Source organism: Cupriavidus sp. HPC(L), assembly GCF_000307735.3.
Classification (GTDB): Bacteria; Pseudomonadota; Gammaproteobacteria; order Burkholderiales; family Burkholderiaceae; genus Cupriavidus.
This window is the reverse complement of the sequence record NZ_AMPR02000223.1, coordinates 66,213-81,226: the sequence shown is the minus strand read 5'-3', so window position 1 is coordinate 81,226 and position 15,014 is coordinate 66,213. Positions and strand designations below refer to the sequence as shown.

The following is a 15,014-nucleotide window of genomic DNA, read 5'->3' as shown; positions in this document are numbered from 1 at the left end:
GGGTTTCTCCTTGCTCAAATGGAATCGATCATTTCCTAAATAGACAAAAAAATCAGGCCAGCGCCCTGAGCGCGGCCTCTACCACTGCATGCATGTCTTCGCGGCTGCGGCGGGTCTTGCCGACCACGCGCATGCCTTGCGTCAGACACAACAGCATCCGCGCGGTGGCCTCGACATTGACGTGGGCAGCAATGGAACCATCGTCTTGTCCCTGACGGATCAGATCGGCGAGGAATGCTTCGTTGCGTGCCAGCGCCGTGCAGACGTGGTCGGCCAGTGGTTTCTCGAACGCCGACAGCGCCACCGTGCTGCCGACGACAAGGCATCCTTGCCGTCCCATCGCCCCCTGAGAGGATTCGGCATAAAAGGCCAGCGTCTTGCGCAGCCGTTCCAGTCCAGTACCGCCCTCGCCAATGGCATGGCGCAGCTTCTCCATCCGCTGCGCGCGATACCGGTCAAACGCCGCCAGGAAAAGCTGCTGTTTGTCCTTGAATGCCTTGTAGAGACTGCCCTGTGCCAGACGCATGGCCTGCGTCAGATCGGAGATCGAGGCACCGTGGTAGCCGCGTTCGCTGAATACCCGCACGGCCCGGTCGAGCGCCTGATCGACGTTGAATTCACGCGGTCGGCCTGGGCTGCGGGAGCGGGGGCCGGAGGGGGCTTGCGGTTGGGAGGCCATGCTCAGGATATCGTTTATTTTGGAATCGATCGTTTTCTAATATAACACGGGTAACTCGCCAGCGTTAATCGCCAAGACTGCGGTGCCTCCTGTGCCAGGATCGCCCCGCGCCCTCCGCTCCCGAGCTGGACCAGCGAACGAATCACCAGCCCCGCTCGTCCTCCTCCTGCCATCGCCGACGCTGACGCTGCAGCCGCCTCAATGCCGGGATGCCGAGCCGCCATGCACGCCGGGCTTGCGGTCCCGTATGGGGATCGACCAGCAGGCTCAGCGCACGCGCGTAGTCGCGCACCAGGCCCGGCGTCCATGCCATCGTCTTCGCGCGTTTGCGGATCTGCGCGGCAAGCCAGAGTTCCGGCGTCAGCATCGTCGTCAGCAGCAGGCCCCAGCTGTGCCGATTACCACGCCGGCGCATCAGCGCGCCCTCCACTGCTGCCTCCAGCCCGCGCGCCACGCTGACTGCGCAATTGCGATACGTCAGGTTGTAGGTCGTATCCGAGCACCAGGCATCCCGGAATCGCTCGAGCCGCGCCGGATCGTAGTTGCGCAGGTGCACGCGCGCGGTGGAATCGCCCCGGCGGGCCGACTCCGTTCGATAGTCAGGTTCGAAGTGCCCCTCCACATCGTTGTCGCTGGACGCGCGCAGCGCTTGCGCGACGCTGTCGGGCGTACGATTCAACGGCGTGGCCGGGTCGAAGCTGATGTAGATGCCTTCCGGCGATTCCAGCGCGGCGTGGCCGGTCCAGATTGCGCCGTTGGCGTCGACGGCAGCGATATATCGGTCGACCAGCGGACGGCGCCGTAGCGGACGCTGTACCGACCCCGACGGCGTCCAGACATGGACCGTCAGAGCCGGGCCATCCTTGGCGGGGAGCGTCGTGGATGGTTCGGGCTGCGAAAACAGCAGCGTCTTCGTGACCTTGTGCACGGGCTCTTGCGCCGTGCCAGTACGAAACGGCGGAGAACCGGCGTCCGCGGCGCCGCCCTTCTCTGCCCCGCCGCGCCGCCGTCGCGGACCGTGCATCAGGCTTTCGATCGTTGTCGTCTCGGGAACCCGCATCGCGCGGTAGGCCAGCATGACCATGCCCCAGCCGCCGAACAACATCCACAGCGACAATGCGTAAGGCACCGTGCCCCGATAATCCGTCGGATAAGGCTGGAAGAAGAACATCGCAATCAGGATTTCCAGCGCGCCCATGCCAACGGCGAGGCGCCAGCGCGGGAACCGGACCACGCTCGCCGATATGCATTGCAGCAAGCCATCGAGCAGGAACAGCGTGCCGAAGATCATCGACAGCCAGAAGTGACCGTGATGGTGTCCAGCCAGGATCAGCGATGCCGCGAGCATCAGCGACAGTCCCTTGAACACGCGCATGGTCCGCATGCCGCCCGCGCCGACGAACGCGACGGCCAGCGTACCGATGCCGCCAGCCATCAGCAGCACCGCAAAGAGTTCGAGCGGAAAATAGACCGCGCCGTCCAGTCCATCGATGAACAACACGATGCCGGCCAGCAAAAAGGCGATGCCGAGCCAGAACATTCCGCGTGCCCGTTGGCGCAGATAGTCGAATCCCAACAGGATCAACGCGAGCCGGATCATCGTTTCCCCAGGGCGATGTCTTCCACGCGGATTCTAGTCACAATGTTGCGCCCGCGCGACCTTGTACTACTATCGTCATCGACGCATGGCGGCCGCGCGGGCGGTTCGCTCCGGCAGGAATTCGGATCGATGGGGGATACCGATGCAGTCTGCAGGCACCCGCTTCATCGTCGTGGCGATCCTGATCGCCGTTGTTTATCTGGCCGTCGGCGTGCTGTCGCGCGCCATGGCCGCCAGCGATACGCAAGCGGTCGCCGTGTGGCTAGCCTGCGGCGTCAGCTTCGGCGCCTGGCTGGTGAGTCCGCCCGGCATGTGGGCGGCAGTGCTGGCCGGCACCGTGGTTGCCGCGGCGATCTGGGGCGTGGCCGGACACGCCCTGCCCTTCGGCGCCGCGCTTGCATTCGCGTTGATCGAGGCAGCCAGCATTGCGATCGGCGCCTGGATCGCCTCGCATCGCCAGCAGGCCGCACGGCCGCTGACCGCGGCGGCACTGCTCGTGGCAGGCGCCATCGTCACCAGCGTGGTGGGCGCGACGCTGGCCGTGGAGTTCTGGCGCTGGCTGCAACCGGAGCGCGCGATCGACCTATCCCGCGAATGGCGCGCCTGGGCGTTCTCCACGATCGTCGGCATCCTGCTCGTCGCGCCCGTGATCGTCGGCTTCAAGGGATTTGCGGTCAAGCGCTCCGGCGGCATGCCAATGAAGCAATTCGGCGTCGGCGCGGCCATGTTCGCGTTGTTCCTGCTGACGACCCTGATCGTCTTCGACGGCAGCGTGCATCAGCGCTTTGGCGACGTCGCGGCGACGCTTACTTACCTGCCGATGCCGTTCCTGCTGCTGGCCTCGATGTTCTGGGGCCCGCGCGGCGGTGCCGTTGCCACGATGGTGGGCGCGCTGCTGATCATCTGGCTGACCGCGCATGGCGGCGGACCGTTTGCGATCCGCGAAGGTTTCCCGGGCGAGTCGGTGATCGAAGTGCAGGCCTATGTCTGGGTCTGGGCCGTGCTGCTTCTGGCCGGCCGCGCGCTCAACGAGGCGCGACGAATCGCACTGGCCAAGGCACGTGAATGGCAGCTGCGCTACGAACGGACGCTGCAGGCCAATGGCGTGGCGAGCGTCGAGTTCGATGCCGTCACCGGCGTGGCGTGGTGGGGAGAATCGGCCGAAGCCGTACTCGGCGCCGAGGCGGCGCAGCTGCGCAATATCCGCGACTGGCTCGACCGCGTCGACGATGCGGACCGGCCGCTAGCGCAGGCCGGCTGGGAAGCCGTGTCCGCCGGACATCGCGATATGAGCACCGATGCGTATGACATCCGGCTTGACGGCCGTGATCTGCATGTGCAGGCGCGGCTGGCTCCGGTACGGGGACCAGATGGCGCGGTCGAACGCGTGGCATGCCTGCTGCGTCTGGTTTCGCCAGTCGGCGCGGAACGCCATGCGTGAGCCCGGCGTCTTCCTGATCCACGGGCTGGGCGGCACGCAGTACGACCTGGGCTCGATGCACAAGCGGCTCAAGAACGCGGGGTTCGTCACGCATTCGCTGACCTTGCCCGGTCACGGCACGAAGCCGGAGGACCTGGTCGACGTGCGCGCGGAGGACTGGCTCGAAGCGGTACGGGCCAAGTACCACGAAATCATCGATCAGCACGACGTGCTGCACCTGATGGGGATGTGCATGGGCTCGCTGCTGGCCGTGGAAACCGCCAAGCGCGAACGCCATGCCAAGGGCAAGCTGGTGGTGCTGGCGCCGCCGGTCTATATCGATGGCTGGGCCACGCCTTGGTATCGGGGCGCGCGCAGCCTTCTCTATCGGCTGCCGGGTGTGCCCGCGCGGATGAAGGTCATGGAAGAAGACCCGTACGGCATCAAGAACGAGCAGTTGCGCGCCATCGTCAAGGCCAAGTTCGAGCGCGGCGAGAACTTCCACTATGGATGGGTACCGCTCGCTTGCATCCGCGAAGTCGACCGCTTGCGCGCGTTCGTCATGACGGGGCTGGACCGAATCGTGTGCCCGACGCTGGTCGTCCATGCGCGCGAGGACGAGCTGACCAGCCTGCGTTCGGCGACTTACCTGGTCGAACACATCGGCGGCCGGAAGCGCGCCGGGCTGGCCCGCATGGTGGTGCTCGAGGACAGCTACCACATGGTCTGCGTGGACAACGACCGCGAGATCGTCGCCCGCAACGTGCTGGAATTCTTCGATGTCACGGCCGCGGTCTCTCTGGGCATGGGACCGGTGGATGCGGCCATGGCGCCCGCCGATGTGCTGTCGCTGCTCGAATCCGTGCGGCGCCTTCTCGAATCTGGGGACTTCGCCGGTCTCTACGCCGCCGGCATTCCCGACTTTGCATGGCTGCAACCGGGCTCGAACCGCGCGACAGGCGTCTACCGCGGCGCCAAGGGCCTGGCCCGGCTCAAGGGCTGGGCGATGGGTCAGCCGCCATTGCGCTTCGGCGCCTTCGGCATGCCGAGCTTGAACGCCGGCGTGGCGGTGTTGCCGGCCACGCTGATGGCCGGCAATGCGCTCGCTTCGCCGGGCGTACTGGCGCTCGCGATGCGCGCCGGCAAGCTGCTCGAAGCACGCTGGTTTCCCGACGACGTCACGCTGGAAGACCGCTTCTTCGGCGGCGAGCCGGTTCCCGAAGGTCCGAGCCCGCAGGAAAAGGCGTTCGCCGAAGCCGCGGCGCTGTCGAAGACGCTACGCCAGGCGCCAGACAACGACACGCTGCTTGCCCTCTACGCGCTCTACAAGCAAGGCAGCATTGGCGATGTGGTAGGCGAGCGCCCGGGCGTCATGGATGTCGTTGGCCGCGCCAAGTACGATGCCTGGGCTGCACGCAAAGGCATGACGACGCAGGCGGCGATGCAGGCTTACGTCAGCCTGGTGCAGGAGCTGCGGGCGAGAGAGGAAGCGGCGGTGCCTTAGCGGTATATCCTTACCCCCAAGCGACCTCCCGCGTCGTACGTCGGCACCGTGTTGCGCGGGTACGGGAATACCGCCTACCGGTTCAATGCTTCGCGTCGTCTCTTAAAACGGGCTCACCCGTGCGAGGATTGGTCAGGGTGACATTCTCGAGCGCCTTGATTCGCCATTCGCCCGCCTGTCGCGTCAGCACGGCGAGGATCAGCGTGTCGACAGCATGCGGGCCCGCGGGGTGAGCCGTTCCGACTGTCAGCCGGCTCCAGAAATGCATGACCGCCGCATCAGTACCGATTGCCACCACGTCTATCAATTCGTTCTCGAGCGTGGAATCACTGTAGATGGTTGCGTGAATCGGGGCGTGCATCTCGATGATCGCCTCGACGCCGCGAACGTATCGCCCAAACCGGTTCACGAACGTCGCATCCTGATGGAACAATGCTCCAAAGGATTCCATATCGTGCCGGTTCCAGGCATTCTGAAAAGCTTGCAACGCTTCTTCGGGATGTTTCATATCGCTGCTATCGCAGAAAGTCGCATTTGGCTTGGCAAATTCCATGATAACAAGCGGCAGAAAATCAGGATCTGATCGCTCGATCCCATTCACCGCGGAGCCACCCTGCCCTTTCCCTGCCCAGCAGCCTCCAACACCTCGCGCACCGCATTGGCCGCATCGATAGCCCGCGGAAAGCCGGCGGTGACCGTGGTCAGGTAGACCACCTCCTTCAATTCTTCGGGGGTTACGCCCAGGCGCAGCGCGTAGCCGGCGTGGATCTTCAGCACCTGCAGGTTTCCCTGCGCCGCGAAAGCGGCGATGGCGGCGAGCTGGCGGGTGCGGTCGTCCAGCCCGGGCCGGGACCAGACATCGCCAAGGGAGTAGTCGACGATGGCGTCCGCCAGCGGTGGGAAGTCCTTGCGCAACGCGTTCAGCACGGGTTGGCCCGCCCCGCCGGAAAGCTTGTCCATAGTAGCGTTGCCGCGCTCGCGCGGCGTGCCTTGCGCCGGCAGGTTACCGGTGACCCCTTGGGCGTACGCCACGCTGAACGTAGCGCTGACGTAGATTGCGGTCAGGACAAGAGCGGGATCGGCGGAACGAAGACGGGAAAGGAAAGCGAAGCGATGGCGATCTGGCATGGCAGGCCCCTCGGCGATGGCGTTGTCTGACCGATTCATTGTCGAGCTGCGGTCGGCAGACGCGAATGCCTATTGGTCCGCGATGCTTGCCCGATTCTCTTGGCAGCCTCGGTCCCATCGGTCGGGACGCTGTGCCTGGCCTCCGGTGCGGTCAGACGGCGCCCGATACCGCATCTCGGCGGCTCGGCGTACAACGGAATGCAAGCCAAGCACTGACAGGAGGCGACCATGGCAGGAAATGTCCACGTTGTGCCGACCGACGGCGGTAAATGGGCGGTGCAGATCGAGGGAACGGACGGCACCGGCCCTACCTACGCGACACAACAGGAGGCGATCGCCTCCGCGATCGAAGCGGCGCAACAGGCGAAGGTCGAATTGTTCGTCCATGGCGCCGACGGCCGGATTCGCGAGCGCAACAGCTTCGGCAACGACCCTCGCGACATCAAGGGGTAGCGACGATCCCGGCACGCCCCCCGGGGCCCTCTCCTGCCAACCCGTTCCCCGGAGTATGTCTTGCAGTGGATTCTCGACCACAGCCAGTTGATTTCCGCGTTCACGGGCGTGGGAACCTTGCTGGTATGGGTCATCTATCTGCAGGTGTTCGTCAGCAGTTACCGGCGGCAACTGCGCGCCACGCTGTTGATCACGCGCGGCCCGGGGGACGGCCTTGCCGCGCGCTGTTTCGTGACGAACATGAGCTGGGGCCCGCTTTATGTGCAAAGCGTCCTCATTGCGCTGGAGACGCCAGACAGAACGATCGTCATGCCGGCGACCGAAACCCAGGACGAAGAACAGCGGGCCTACTCGCGGCCATTGGAGCGTACGCGGCAAGGGCCGCTGCAGCCGGCGGCGATCCGGGACATCGGCTCGTTCGAACATCTGATGGCGCCCGCACTGCGGGAGCTGCCTGAAGGGGTTGCGGCGGTGCAGGCCGTGACGATCGTTGTCCTCGGCGTCTACGGTTCCGAGGACCTTCCGGTCGGTGCGCGGCGTCGATTCGTCGTGACGCCCGCGGCAGACAGGCTGCGCTTGCATGGCGCTACCCTGGATACGGAACAGATCAGGAAGAAGGACGAACGCCGGAAGCTGCTCGCCGACCTGCAACGCGACCAATAGCCCCGGCAGGCCGGCGAATGGCCGGCCATGCCGTGTCACTGGCCAGCGGGCTCCAGCCCCGTGATGCGGACGATGGGTGCAGCGGCAGGCGACGCCAGGAACTGGATCAACTGCCGGGCTGCCTCGGGTTCACGCGCGTCGGCCGTCAGGCCAGCCGAAAAGAACACGCGCTGCTGTGCTTCGGCCGCGATCGGGCCCAGGAAATCCAGCTGGGTGAACGGCAGCAGTTCGCTGACCTGCTGGAAACCGAGATCGGCATCGCCTCGCAGCACGACGGCGCCCACACGTTCGCTCAGAATGCGGTGCACCTTGCCTTTGACCTGTTCGGCGACACCGAGACGCTGAAACAGCTCGGTCGACAGATAGGTGCCGCTGGCACTTGCGGAATACGCGATTGACCTGGCATCGAGCAAGGCCTGCCGCAAGCCTTCCACGGTACTGACATCGGGCCGCGGCTCGGTGCCCTTTCTGACCACCGCGCCGATCAGCGAGCGACCGAGGTCAACCCGTGAATCCGGCTGGACCCGCCCTTCGCGCTGCAGCGCCGCAAGGCCGCTATCGGCCAGAATCACGATATCGAATCGCTCGCCACGCGCCAGCCGGTTGGGAATGGCGTCGGCCGCGTTGCCCATCGAAGCACCATAGGCGCTGATCACGCGATGACCGGTCGCCTGCTCGAACAAGGGCACCAGCAGCTTGTACGCTGCCGTGAAGCCGCCCGAGGTCACGACATGAATATCGGCCGCCAACGCCTGGCCGGACCAGATCAGCACAGCAAAGGCAAACGCCAGTGCGCGGTGCCATGGTGCCATCAACAGGGACATCGCCAATCTCCTCTGGAACGTTCCAGGCCTTACGCCGCTTGCCTGCGTACACTGCGCAACCGCCGGACAAGAAACGGTGCAATCAGCATCGTGATCGACGCCGCCAGCAAGCCCGCCGAAATCGGGCTCGACCACAGCACCGCCACGTCGCCATTCGAAATCGACAGCGCGCGGCGCAGGTTCTGTTCCAGCATTTCGCCCAGCACGAAGCCGAGGATCAGCGCGGACATCGGGAAATCCATCTTGCGCAGGATGTAGCCGAACACGCCGAGCACCGTCATCAACACCAGATCGAAGGTGGTGGCATGCACGGCGTAGACGCCGATGGCGCTGATTGCCGCGATGGCCGGCACCAGCATCCACATCGGCGTGGAAAGTGCCCGCGCAAACAGATTGACCAACGGGATGTTCAGCACCAGCAGCATCACGTTGCCGATAAACAGCGACGCAATCAGTCCCCAGACGATATCCGGCTGCTGTGTAAACAGCATCGGGCCGGGCGTGATGTTGTACAGCGTCAGCGCGCCCATCATCACGGCGGTCGTACCGGAGCCCGGCACACCCAGCGTCAGCATCGGCACGAAGGAGCCGGTCGCCGAGGCGTTGTTGGCGGCTTCGGGTGCTGCCACGCCGCGAATATCGCCATGACCGAACGTCCCGTTGCCGCCGTAGATGCGCTTCTCCGTCATATAGGTGATCGCGCTGGCAATGGTGGCACCCGCCCCCGGCAGCACGCCGACGAAAAAGCCGATGACCGACGAACGTACCGTGCACCACCAGGTCTGCGCGGCTTCACGGGCGTTGAACATCATGCGGCCGGTGTTCTTGACCAGTTGCTGTCCCGTTTCGGTATGCTGCTCTAGCATCAACATCAACTCACTGACCGAGAAGAAGCCGATGACCACGACGATGAACTGGATGCCGTCGGACAGGTGCACGTTGTCGAAGGTGAAACGGTACACGCCGCTATTGGCGTCCACGCCGACGGTGGCCAGGGTCAGACCGATCAATGCCGCCAGCAGCGTGCGCACCGGCTTGTCGCCGACCATGCCGGCCAGGCACGCGATGGCAAATACCATCAGCGCGCAGTACTCGGCGGGACCGAAGGCGACCGCCCAGTCGGCCAGCACCGGCGCAAATATCACCAGGCCGATGGTGGCAATCACCGATCCCACGAAAGAGCTCCATGCCGAGATGGACAGCGCCACGCCGGCCAGCCCCTTGCGCGCCATCGGGTAGCCGTCGATCGCGGTCATGATCGCACCCGCGTCGCCCGGCACATTCAGCAGGATCGACGAAATGCGGCCGCCATACTCGCATCCCATGTAAACCGCCGCGAGAAGAATCAGCGCGGTCTCCGGGGGCAGCTTCATCGCATACGCCAGCGGCAGCAGAATGGCGACGCCGTTGATCGGGCCCAGCCCCGGCAGCATGCCGACCAGCGTTCCGATAAAGGCGCCGATGGCCGCGACCAGCAGGTTCGACCATTGCGACGCGATGCCGAAGCCATGCAGCAGATGTTCGAACGCACTCATAGCAGACCCTCGATCAGGGAGCCAATCGGCAGCGTGACTTCCAGCCAGCGATCGAACAGGAAGAACAGGCTGATGCCCATGACGGCCCCCGTTGCCACGCAGGCCCGCCAGCCGCCGCCGAACAGCCGGCCCAGCACGATCGTCAGCAAGGCGGTGGCAATGGCGAAGCCAAGCCACTGGAACACCAGCGCATACGCCAGCAAGGTCAGCACCATGATGGCGAGCCGGATGACGCCGCGGCGCTCTGGCCAGGCCACCCTGGTTCCCGGGAAGAGCAGCAACCAGACGCTGCACAGTGCCATCAGCACGCACAGCAACAGCGGAAATGCCCGCGGGCCGACCGGCTCGTAACTGAACTCGGCGGTAAAGCCGGTGGCCACCCACGCGGCGGCGGCGCTCAGCAGCAGCCACGCGATGGCGAAAACGCGATCACTATTCATCGATGTCTCGGCGTATTGGAAGGGCCGCGAACGCGGCGCCAGGAGGAATGCCGGGCGGCATGCGCCCGGCAAAGGCCGCTTGCCGGCCTACTTCAGCAGGCCAAATTCACGCGCCAGGGTCTGATAACGGGACACCTCGGCCCTGACATAGGCGTCCAGCTCCGGACCGGTCTTGGCGAACGGGAACAAGCCACGCGCGTCGATCGCCTCGCCAAATTGGCGGGAAGCCAGCAAGGTCCGGAACGCGGTGCTCCACCATTGGAATTCAGCGTCCGGCACCTTCGGCCCCATATAGAAGCCGCGCACGATCGGCCATTGCACATCGAAGCCCTGCTCTTTCGCGGTCGGAATGCCCGACAGCTTGCCCGGCAGCCGCTTGTCCGACAGCACCGCGAGCACGCGAATCTTGCCGGCCTCGAGCATGCCGGCGACTTCGCCGATATCGCCGGGCACGACCTGCACATGGTTACCCAGCAACGCGGTGATGGCCTCTCCGCCGCCTTCGAATGCGACGTAACGCATCGCGCGATGTTCGACGCCGGCCTGCTTGGCCACCAGTGCCGCCTTCATCCAGTCCTGGCTGCCGACCGAGCCGCCGGCGCCAAACACCACCTTCTGCGGATCGGCCTTCATCGCGGCCATCAACTCTTTCAACGTCTTGTATGGCGAGTTGGCCGCGACCGCGACCATGCCGTAGTCCGTGCCGATGGCGGCCAGCCACTTGACGTCGTCAGGGCCGTACTTGCCAAACTTGCCATGCGCAAGATTCAGCAACGAGCCGCTGGAGAACGCGACGATGGCCTGGCCATCGGCCGGCCGCTGCGCCACCACGGCGTTATAGGCGACCGCACCGATGCCGCCCGGCATATAGGTGACGCGCATTGGGGACTTCAGCTGCCCGGCGTCCTGCAACGCGCTCTGTGCGAGCTTGCAGGTCAGGTCAAATCCGCCTCCCGGCTTGGCGGGCGCAATGCATTCCGGTCGCGATGGCTGGGCTTGCGCGCTGGTCGATAGCAGCAAACCGGTCGCGAGCACGGCGGCAACAAGCTTGGGAACGGCGGTCATAGGGTCTCCTGGTCCGGTCGTTGTGGTCGTTGTTATGGCGCGCGAACACGAATTGACTTCCGCGCGATTGGCCGTATCGTAGAGCCCGATCCTGTCGCAAGCCTGTCATTGCGACTGTCACGGCCTAGCGTTTACCCTATTCCATGCGTTTATTGCTGATCGAGGACCATCAGGAGCTGGCAGCCTGGATGGTCAAATCCCTGCGGGCGGACGGATTCGATATCGATCATGTCCCCGATGGCGAAACGGCTCTGTCGATGCTGCAGGACCAACCTTATGGCCTGATCCTGCTCGACCTGTCATTGCCGGGCATCGATGGCCTGGAGGTACTGCGTATTGCGAGGGCTCGCGGCATCGGCGCGCCCATTCTGATCCTGACGGCCCGCACCGAAGTTGCCGACCGCATCAAGGGCCTGGACCTGGGCGCGGACGACTATATCGCCAAGCCCTTCGACCTCGGTGAATTGAGCGCGCGTATCAAGGCGCAGTTGCGTCGCACCCATGGTGGCCAGCCCGTGACGCGCTTCGGCGACCTCGCCTTCGACTCGGTCGAGCGCGCCTTTCTGCTGCGCGATGAACCGCTGACGCTGTCGCGGCGAGAGCATGCGGTGCTGGAGGCCCTGTTCATTCGCGCGGGCCGGGTCGTGACCCGCGAAAGCCTGCTGGGACGGGTGTTCTCGCTCGACGATGAAGTCAATCCCGAGGCCATCGAGCTCTACGTGTCGCGCGTGCGCAAGAAGCTGCGCAATGGCAAGACGACGATTACCGCCGTCCGGGGTATCGGTTACCTGCTCGAAGCGAACCATGGCGACGGCTGACAGGCGGCACAGTCTGCGCCGGCGTCTGCTGTGGCGCCTGACCATTCCACTGGTGGCGGTAGGACTCTTTACCGCCTTCACGTCGTATCGCACGGCATTGGCGGAAGCGAACCAGGCCCATGACCGCACGCTGCTGGCCTCCGCGCGCGCCATCGCCGAACGGCTGGATTATCGCAACGAGCAGCTCGTGGTCGACGTTCCCTACGTTGCCCTGGATACCTTCCAGGTCGATACGCGCGGCCGCATCTATTACCGGGTGCGAGATCCGGCCGGGCGTTTTGTCTCCGGCGATCGCGATCTACCCGCGATGCCCAACGATGTGCCGCGCAGCGACGACTACCCTGCTCTCGTGCATTTCTACAATACCGACTATCTCGGCACGCCCTTGCGTGTCGCGGCGTTGTGGCAACCGGTGGCAGGCGCTGGCGATGGCGGTATCGCTCTGGTCGAGGTCGGCGAAACGCTGGAAATGCGCGACGATATGGCGATGCGGCTGCTGGCGACCACGCTGTGGCAGCAAGCGCTGCTGATTGCCGCCTCGATTGCGCTGATCGCGCTGGCCGTACATGTCGCGCTTCGACCGCTGAAGAACATCGAGGAAACGCTGCGCGCCCGCGGCGCCGACAGTCTGGACCCCATCGACGTCCCCGAGCTGCCGCGCGAAGTCCATCCCCTGCTCGCGTCGCTGAACGGCTATCTGCACAGCCTGCGCGCCATGATCTCGCGGCAATCGCAGTTCCTCGACGACGCCTCGCATCAATTGCGCACCGCGCTGGCACTGGTCAGAACTCAGGCAGACCATGCCGTGCGCACCTATCAGGCCAAGCCGGAATGGCGCGAGATCAGGGACGCAATCGACCGCACCATCAGGCTGACCAACCAGCTGCTGACGCTGGCACGCAGCGATGCCCAGCCGCCGCATTCTGCCGCTGGCGCCGCGGCACATCCGCTCGACCTGACGGCGTTATGCAGGACGGTGTCGGCCGAGTGGTATCTGGCCGCACGCGACCGGCAGCTGGACTTTGGCCTGATCGCTCGCGACGAGGCGCAGGCCTACGTCAATGGCGACGAGGGCATGCTGCGCGAGATGCTAGCCAACGTTCTGGACAACGCCGTGCAATACACGCCGGCGGGCGGACGGGTGGAAGTGACGGTGATTGCCGGCACCGCCACGCACCTGGTTCTGGTGGACGACAGCGGCATGGGGATTGCACCGGCGCTGCGGGACAAGGCCTTCGATCGATTCGCGCGCCTGGGTAACGTGGCACAGCCGGGCAGTGGTCTGGGCCTGGCTATCGTGCGCCAGATTTGCGAGGCGCATGGCGGGCGGGTACTGCTGGAGGACGGGCCCGATGGACGAGGACTTCGGGTCCGGATCGAATTGCCCGCCGCCCCCGCGCCCGGCATTGCGTCTATCGCCCAACTTCGCCTAAGTTGATTGGGTGCGGATAGCTGCGTACGGGCGAGTCGAATATTGCGCCCGGCGCTGGCGAACCGCTTGGCCGGGAGGTCACGATGTTCGCGATCTGGGCGCTGGTAATCGGTGGGCTGATGGTAACGATGGGCCTCATCGGCTCGGTTGTGAAACGGATGCCGATCGCCCCTTCGGCGCTATACCTGCTGTTTGGCGTGGCGCTCGGACCGGTTGGCGCCGGGCTTATCTTGCTCGATCTCCACGATCCGGACCACGTCGCCGCGCTGGAGATCGTCACTGAAATCGCCGTGCTGATCTCGCTGTTCGGCGTCGGGCTGCGCTTGCGCGTGCGCATGTCATATCGGATATGGCGATTGCCGGTCCAGCTTGCCAGTGTGGCGATGCTGCTCACCATCGCCGGGGTATGCGCGGTAGGGGTCGGTTGGCTCGGCCTGCCGCTCGGCGTCGCGGTCCTTGCCGGCGCCATCCTTGCGCCCACCGATCCCGTGCTCGCCTCCGACGTGCAAATGGAGGACACCGAAGACCGCGACATCGTTCGTTTCAGCTTGACCGGGGAAGGCGGCCTCAACGATGGCACGGCATTTCCCTTCGTGATGCTTGGCCTGGGCCTGCTCGGCCATCACCAGCTGGGCCCCGGTTTGACGCGATGGATTGCCGTCGACCTGATCTGGGCAACGGTAGGAGGCCTCGCGATCGGCGCCGCGCTCGGCCTGCTGGCCAGCAAGACGATTCTTGCCTTGCGCATGCGCTTTCATGAGGCTGTCGGGCTGGAGAGCTTCTTCACGTTGGGGCTGATCGGCGTCTCTTATGGCGCCGCGTTATCGGCGAGCACGTATGGCTTCCTGGCGGTGTTTGCGGCCGGGGTGGCAATGCGCCAGGTGGAACGCGACGAAAACCCGAACACGCCGCCGGACGAAGTGCTCGGTACCGTCCCCATAAAGGGTCTCGAACAGGTCGCCACTCACGAGCACAAGGCCGCGGCGTATCTCACGCAGACCGTATCCGCGTTCTCCCTCGACGTGGAGCGTTTGGCGGAGCTATGCGTCACGCTTCTGATCGGGGCCATGCTGACTCGGGCGACGTTCAGCGTTCCGGCGCTGGGCTGCGCCCTGCTGCTCATCCTGTTGATCCGGCCGCTCTCGGTCTATCTCTCCACGGCCGGCATGGGCTTGCGGCCGGCGCAACGGCGGCTTACCGCATGGTTCGGCATCCGTGGCATCGGCTCGCTGTACTACCTGGCCTATTCGCTCGCCCATGCCCCCGAAATGGCGCAGGCCGACCTACTGCTGCAGATCACCTTGTGCACGGTCGTCGTGTCGATAGTGCTGCATGGTTCGACCGCCACGCCACTGATGGCGATGTACCAGCGGGTCCGGAGGTGACGTGGCTCTGCGCAACATCATGCCAGTAGTGCGCAGCGATGCGACATTGGTATTCATTGGTTGGGAAT

Annotated in this window: 15 protein-coding genes; 7 read left to right on the top strand and 8 right to left on the bottom strand. The window is 65.0% G+C overall.

The genetic code is table 11. From position 1 onward, the window contains the following. Positions 1-52: 52 nt before the first annotated feature. Entirely contained in the window at positions 53-679 is a 627-nt protein-coding gene (locus B551_RS13755) for a TetR/AcrR family transcriptional regulator (RefSeq protein WP_023264326.1), read from the bottom strand. Positions 680-821: 142 nt separating this feature from the next. Then, a complete protein-coding gene (locus B551_RS13750; RefSeq protein WP_006575687.1) occupies positions 822-2,279 on the bottom strand; it encodes an HdeD family acid-resistance protein in 1,458 nt (485 codons plus the stop codon). 142 nt (positions 2,280-2,421) lie between these two features. On the opposite strand from B551_RS13750, the gene B551_RS13745 reads away from it, so the two are divergent. Further along, a complete protein-coding gene (locus tag B551_RS13745; protein ID WP_006575686.1) occupies positions 2,422-3,720 on the top strand; it encodes an MASE1 domain-containing protein in 1,299 nt (432 codons plus the stop codon). Next, entirely contained in the window at positions 3,713-5,203 is a 1,491-nt protein-coding gene (locus tag B551_RS13740; RefSeq protein WP_023264325.1) for an acyl-CoA-binding protein, read from the top strand. Before B551_RS13745 ends, B551_RS13740 begins: the two co-directional genes overlap by 8 nt. Before the next feature lie 82 nt (positions 5,204-5,285). On the opposite strand, the gene B551_RS13735 is transcribed toward B551_RS13740, so the two are convergent. Together B551_RS13735 and B551_RS13730 are read right to left on the bottom strand one after the other, a co-directional pair. Next, entirely contained in the window at positions 5,286-5,756 is a 471-nt protein-coding gene (locus B551_RS13735; RefSeq protein WP_253281357.1) for an SgcJ/EcaC family oxidoreductase, read from the bottom strand. Positions 5,757-5,800: 44 nt separating this feature from the next. Then, positions 5,801-6,370 carry a carboxymuconolactone decarboxylase family protein gene (locus B551_RS13730; RefSeq protein ID WP_006575683.1) on the bottom strand — a complete coding sequence of 190 codons (570 nt, stop codon included), beginning with the start codon at positions 6,368-6,370 and terminating at the stop codon, positions 5,801-5,803. Between the two features lie 189 nt (positions 6,371-6,559). On the opposite strand from B551_RS13730, the gene B551_RS13725 reads away from it, so the two are divergent. Then, entirely contained in the window at positions 6,560-6,784 is a 225-nt protein-coding gene (locus tag B551_RS13725) for a DUF2188 domain-containing protein (RefSeq protein WP_023264322.1), read from the top strand. Positions 6,785-6,844: 60 nt separating this feature from the next. Beyond that, a complete protein-coding gene (locus B551_RS13720) occupies positions 6,845-7,447 on the top strand; it encodes a hypothetical protein (RefSeq protein ID WP_006575681.1) in 603 nt (200 codons plus the stop codon). Between the two features lie 35 nt (positions 7,448-7,482). Here B551_RS13720 and B551_RS13715 read toward each other — a convergent pair whose 3' ends face one another. The 4 genes from B551_RS13715 to B551_RS13700 form a co-directional block, all read right to left on the bottom strand. Then, a complete protein-coding gene (locus B551_RS13715; protein ID WP_006575680.1) occupies positions 7,483-8,271 on the bottom strand; it encodes a substrate-binding domain-containing protein in 789 nt (262 codons plus the stop codon). A gap of 29 nt (positions 8,272-8,300) precedes the next feature. Continuing rightward, a complete protein-coding gene (locus B551_RS13710) occupies positions 8,301-9,806 on the bottom strand; it encodes a tripartite tricarboxylate transporter permease (RefSeq protein ID WP_006575679.1) in 1,506 nt (501 codons plus the stop codon). Then, complete coding sequence (locus B551_RS13705) at positions 9,803-10,246, bottom strand: tripartite tricarboxylate transporter TctB family protein (RefSeq protein WP_023264321.1); 444 nt, start codon at positions 10,244-10,246, stop codon at positions 9,803-9,805. Before B551_RS13705 ends, B551_RS13710 begins: the two co-directional genes overlap by 4 nt. Positions 10,247-10,333: 87 nt before the next feature. Beyond that, entirely contained in the window at positions 10,334-11,311 is a 978-nt protein-coding gene (locus B551_RS13700; protein WP_006575677.1) for a tripartite tricarboxylate transporter substrate binding protein, read from the bottom strand. Positions 11,312-11,454: 143 nt separating this feature from the next. Here B551_RS13700 and B551_RS13695 point away from each other — a divergent pair, with 143 nt between their 5' ends. The 3 genes from B551_RS13695 to B551_RS13685 all read left to right on the top strand — a co-directional run bounded on the left by B551_RS13695 (position 11,455) and on the right by B551_RS13685 (position 14,946). After that, positions 11,455-12,129, top strand: a complete 675-nt coding sequence (locus tag B551_RS13695; RefSeq protein WP_023264320.1) for a response regulator — start codon at positions 11,455-11,457, stop codon at positions 12,127-12,129. Continuing rightward, the gene (locus B551_RS13690) at positions 12,059-13,567 is read left to right on the top strand and encodes a sensor histidine kinase (protein WP_253281356.1); all 1,509 of its coding nucleotides are present in this window, start codon (positions 12,059-12,061) and stop codon (positions 13,565-13,567) included. The genes B551_RS13695 and B551_RS13690 overlap by 71 nt, the downstream gene beginning before the upstream one ends. Positions 13,568-13,644: 77 nt before the next feature. Beyond that, positions 13,645-14,946 carry a sodium:proton antiporter gene (locus B551_RS13685; RefSeq protein WP_006575674.1) on the top strand — a complete coding sequence of 434 codons (1,302 nt, stop codon included), beginning with the start codon at positions 13,645-13,647 and terminating at the stop codon, positions 14,944-14,946. Positions 14,947-15,014: the final 68 nt, after the last annotated feature.

Coding starts and splice junctions, on each gene's coding strand:
- B551_RS13700 (WP_006575677.1), bottom strand. CDS start 11,311: ATGACCGCCGTTCCCAAGCTTGTTGCCGCCGTGCTCGCGACCGGTTTG.
- B551_RS13740 (WP_023264325.1), top strand. CDS start 3,713: ATGCGTGAGCCCGGCGTCTTCCTGATCCACGGGCTGGGCGGCACGCAG.
- B551_RS13685 (WP_006575674.1), top strand. CDS start 13,645: ATGTTCGCGATCTGGGCGCTGGTAATCGGTGGGCTGATGGTAACGATG.
- B551_RS13750 (WP_006575687.1), bottom strand. CDS start 2,279: ATGATCCGGCTCGCGTTGATCCTGTTGGGATTCGACTATCTGCGCCAA.
- B551_RS13695 (WP_023264320.1), top strand. CDS start 11,455: ATGCGTTTATTGCTGATCGAGGACCATCAGGAGCTGGCAGCCTGGATG.
- B551_RS13690 (WP_253281356.1), top strand. CDS start 12,059: ATGGCAAGACGACGATTACCGCCGTCCGGGGTATCGGTTACCTGCTCG.
- B551_RS13745 (WP_006575686.1), top strand. CDS start 2,422: ATGCAGTCTGCAGGCACCCGCTTCATCGTCGTGGCGATCCTGATCGCC.
- B551_RS13715 (WP_006575680.1), bottom strand. CDS start 8,271: ATGTCCCTGTTGATGGCACCATGGCACCGCGCACTGGCGTTTGCCTTT.
- B551_RS13725 (WP_023264322.1), top strand. CDS start 6,560: ATGGCAGGAAATGTCCACGTTGTGCCGACCGACGGCGGTAAATGGGCG.
- B551_RS13710 (WP_006575679.1), bottom strand. CDS start 9,806: ATGAGTGCGTTCGAACATCTGCTGCATGGCTTCGGCATCGCGTCGCAA.
- B551_RS13705 (WP_023264321.1), bottom strand. CDS start 10,246: ATGAATAGTGATCGCGTTTTCGCCATCGCGTGGCTGCTGCTGAGCGCC.
- B551_RS13735 (WP_253281357.1), bottom strand. CDS start 5,756: ATGGAATTTGCCAAGCCAAATGCGACTTTCTGCGATAGCAGCGATATG.
- B551_RS13730 (WP_006575683.1), bottom strand. CDS start 6,370: ATGAATCGGTCAGACAACGCCATCGCCGAGGGGCCTGCCATGCCAGAT.
- B551_RS13755 (WP_023264326.1), bottom strand. CDS start 679: ATGGCCTCCCAACCGCAAGCCCCCTCCGGCCCCCGCTCCCGCAGCCCA.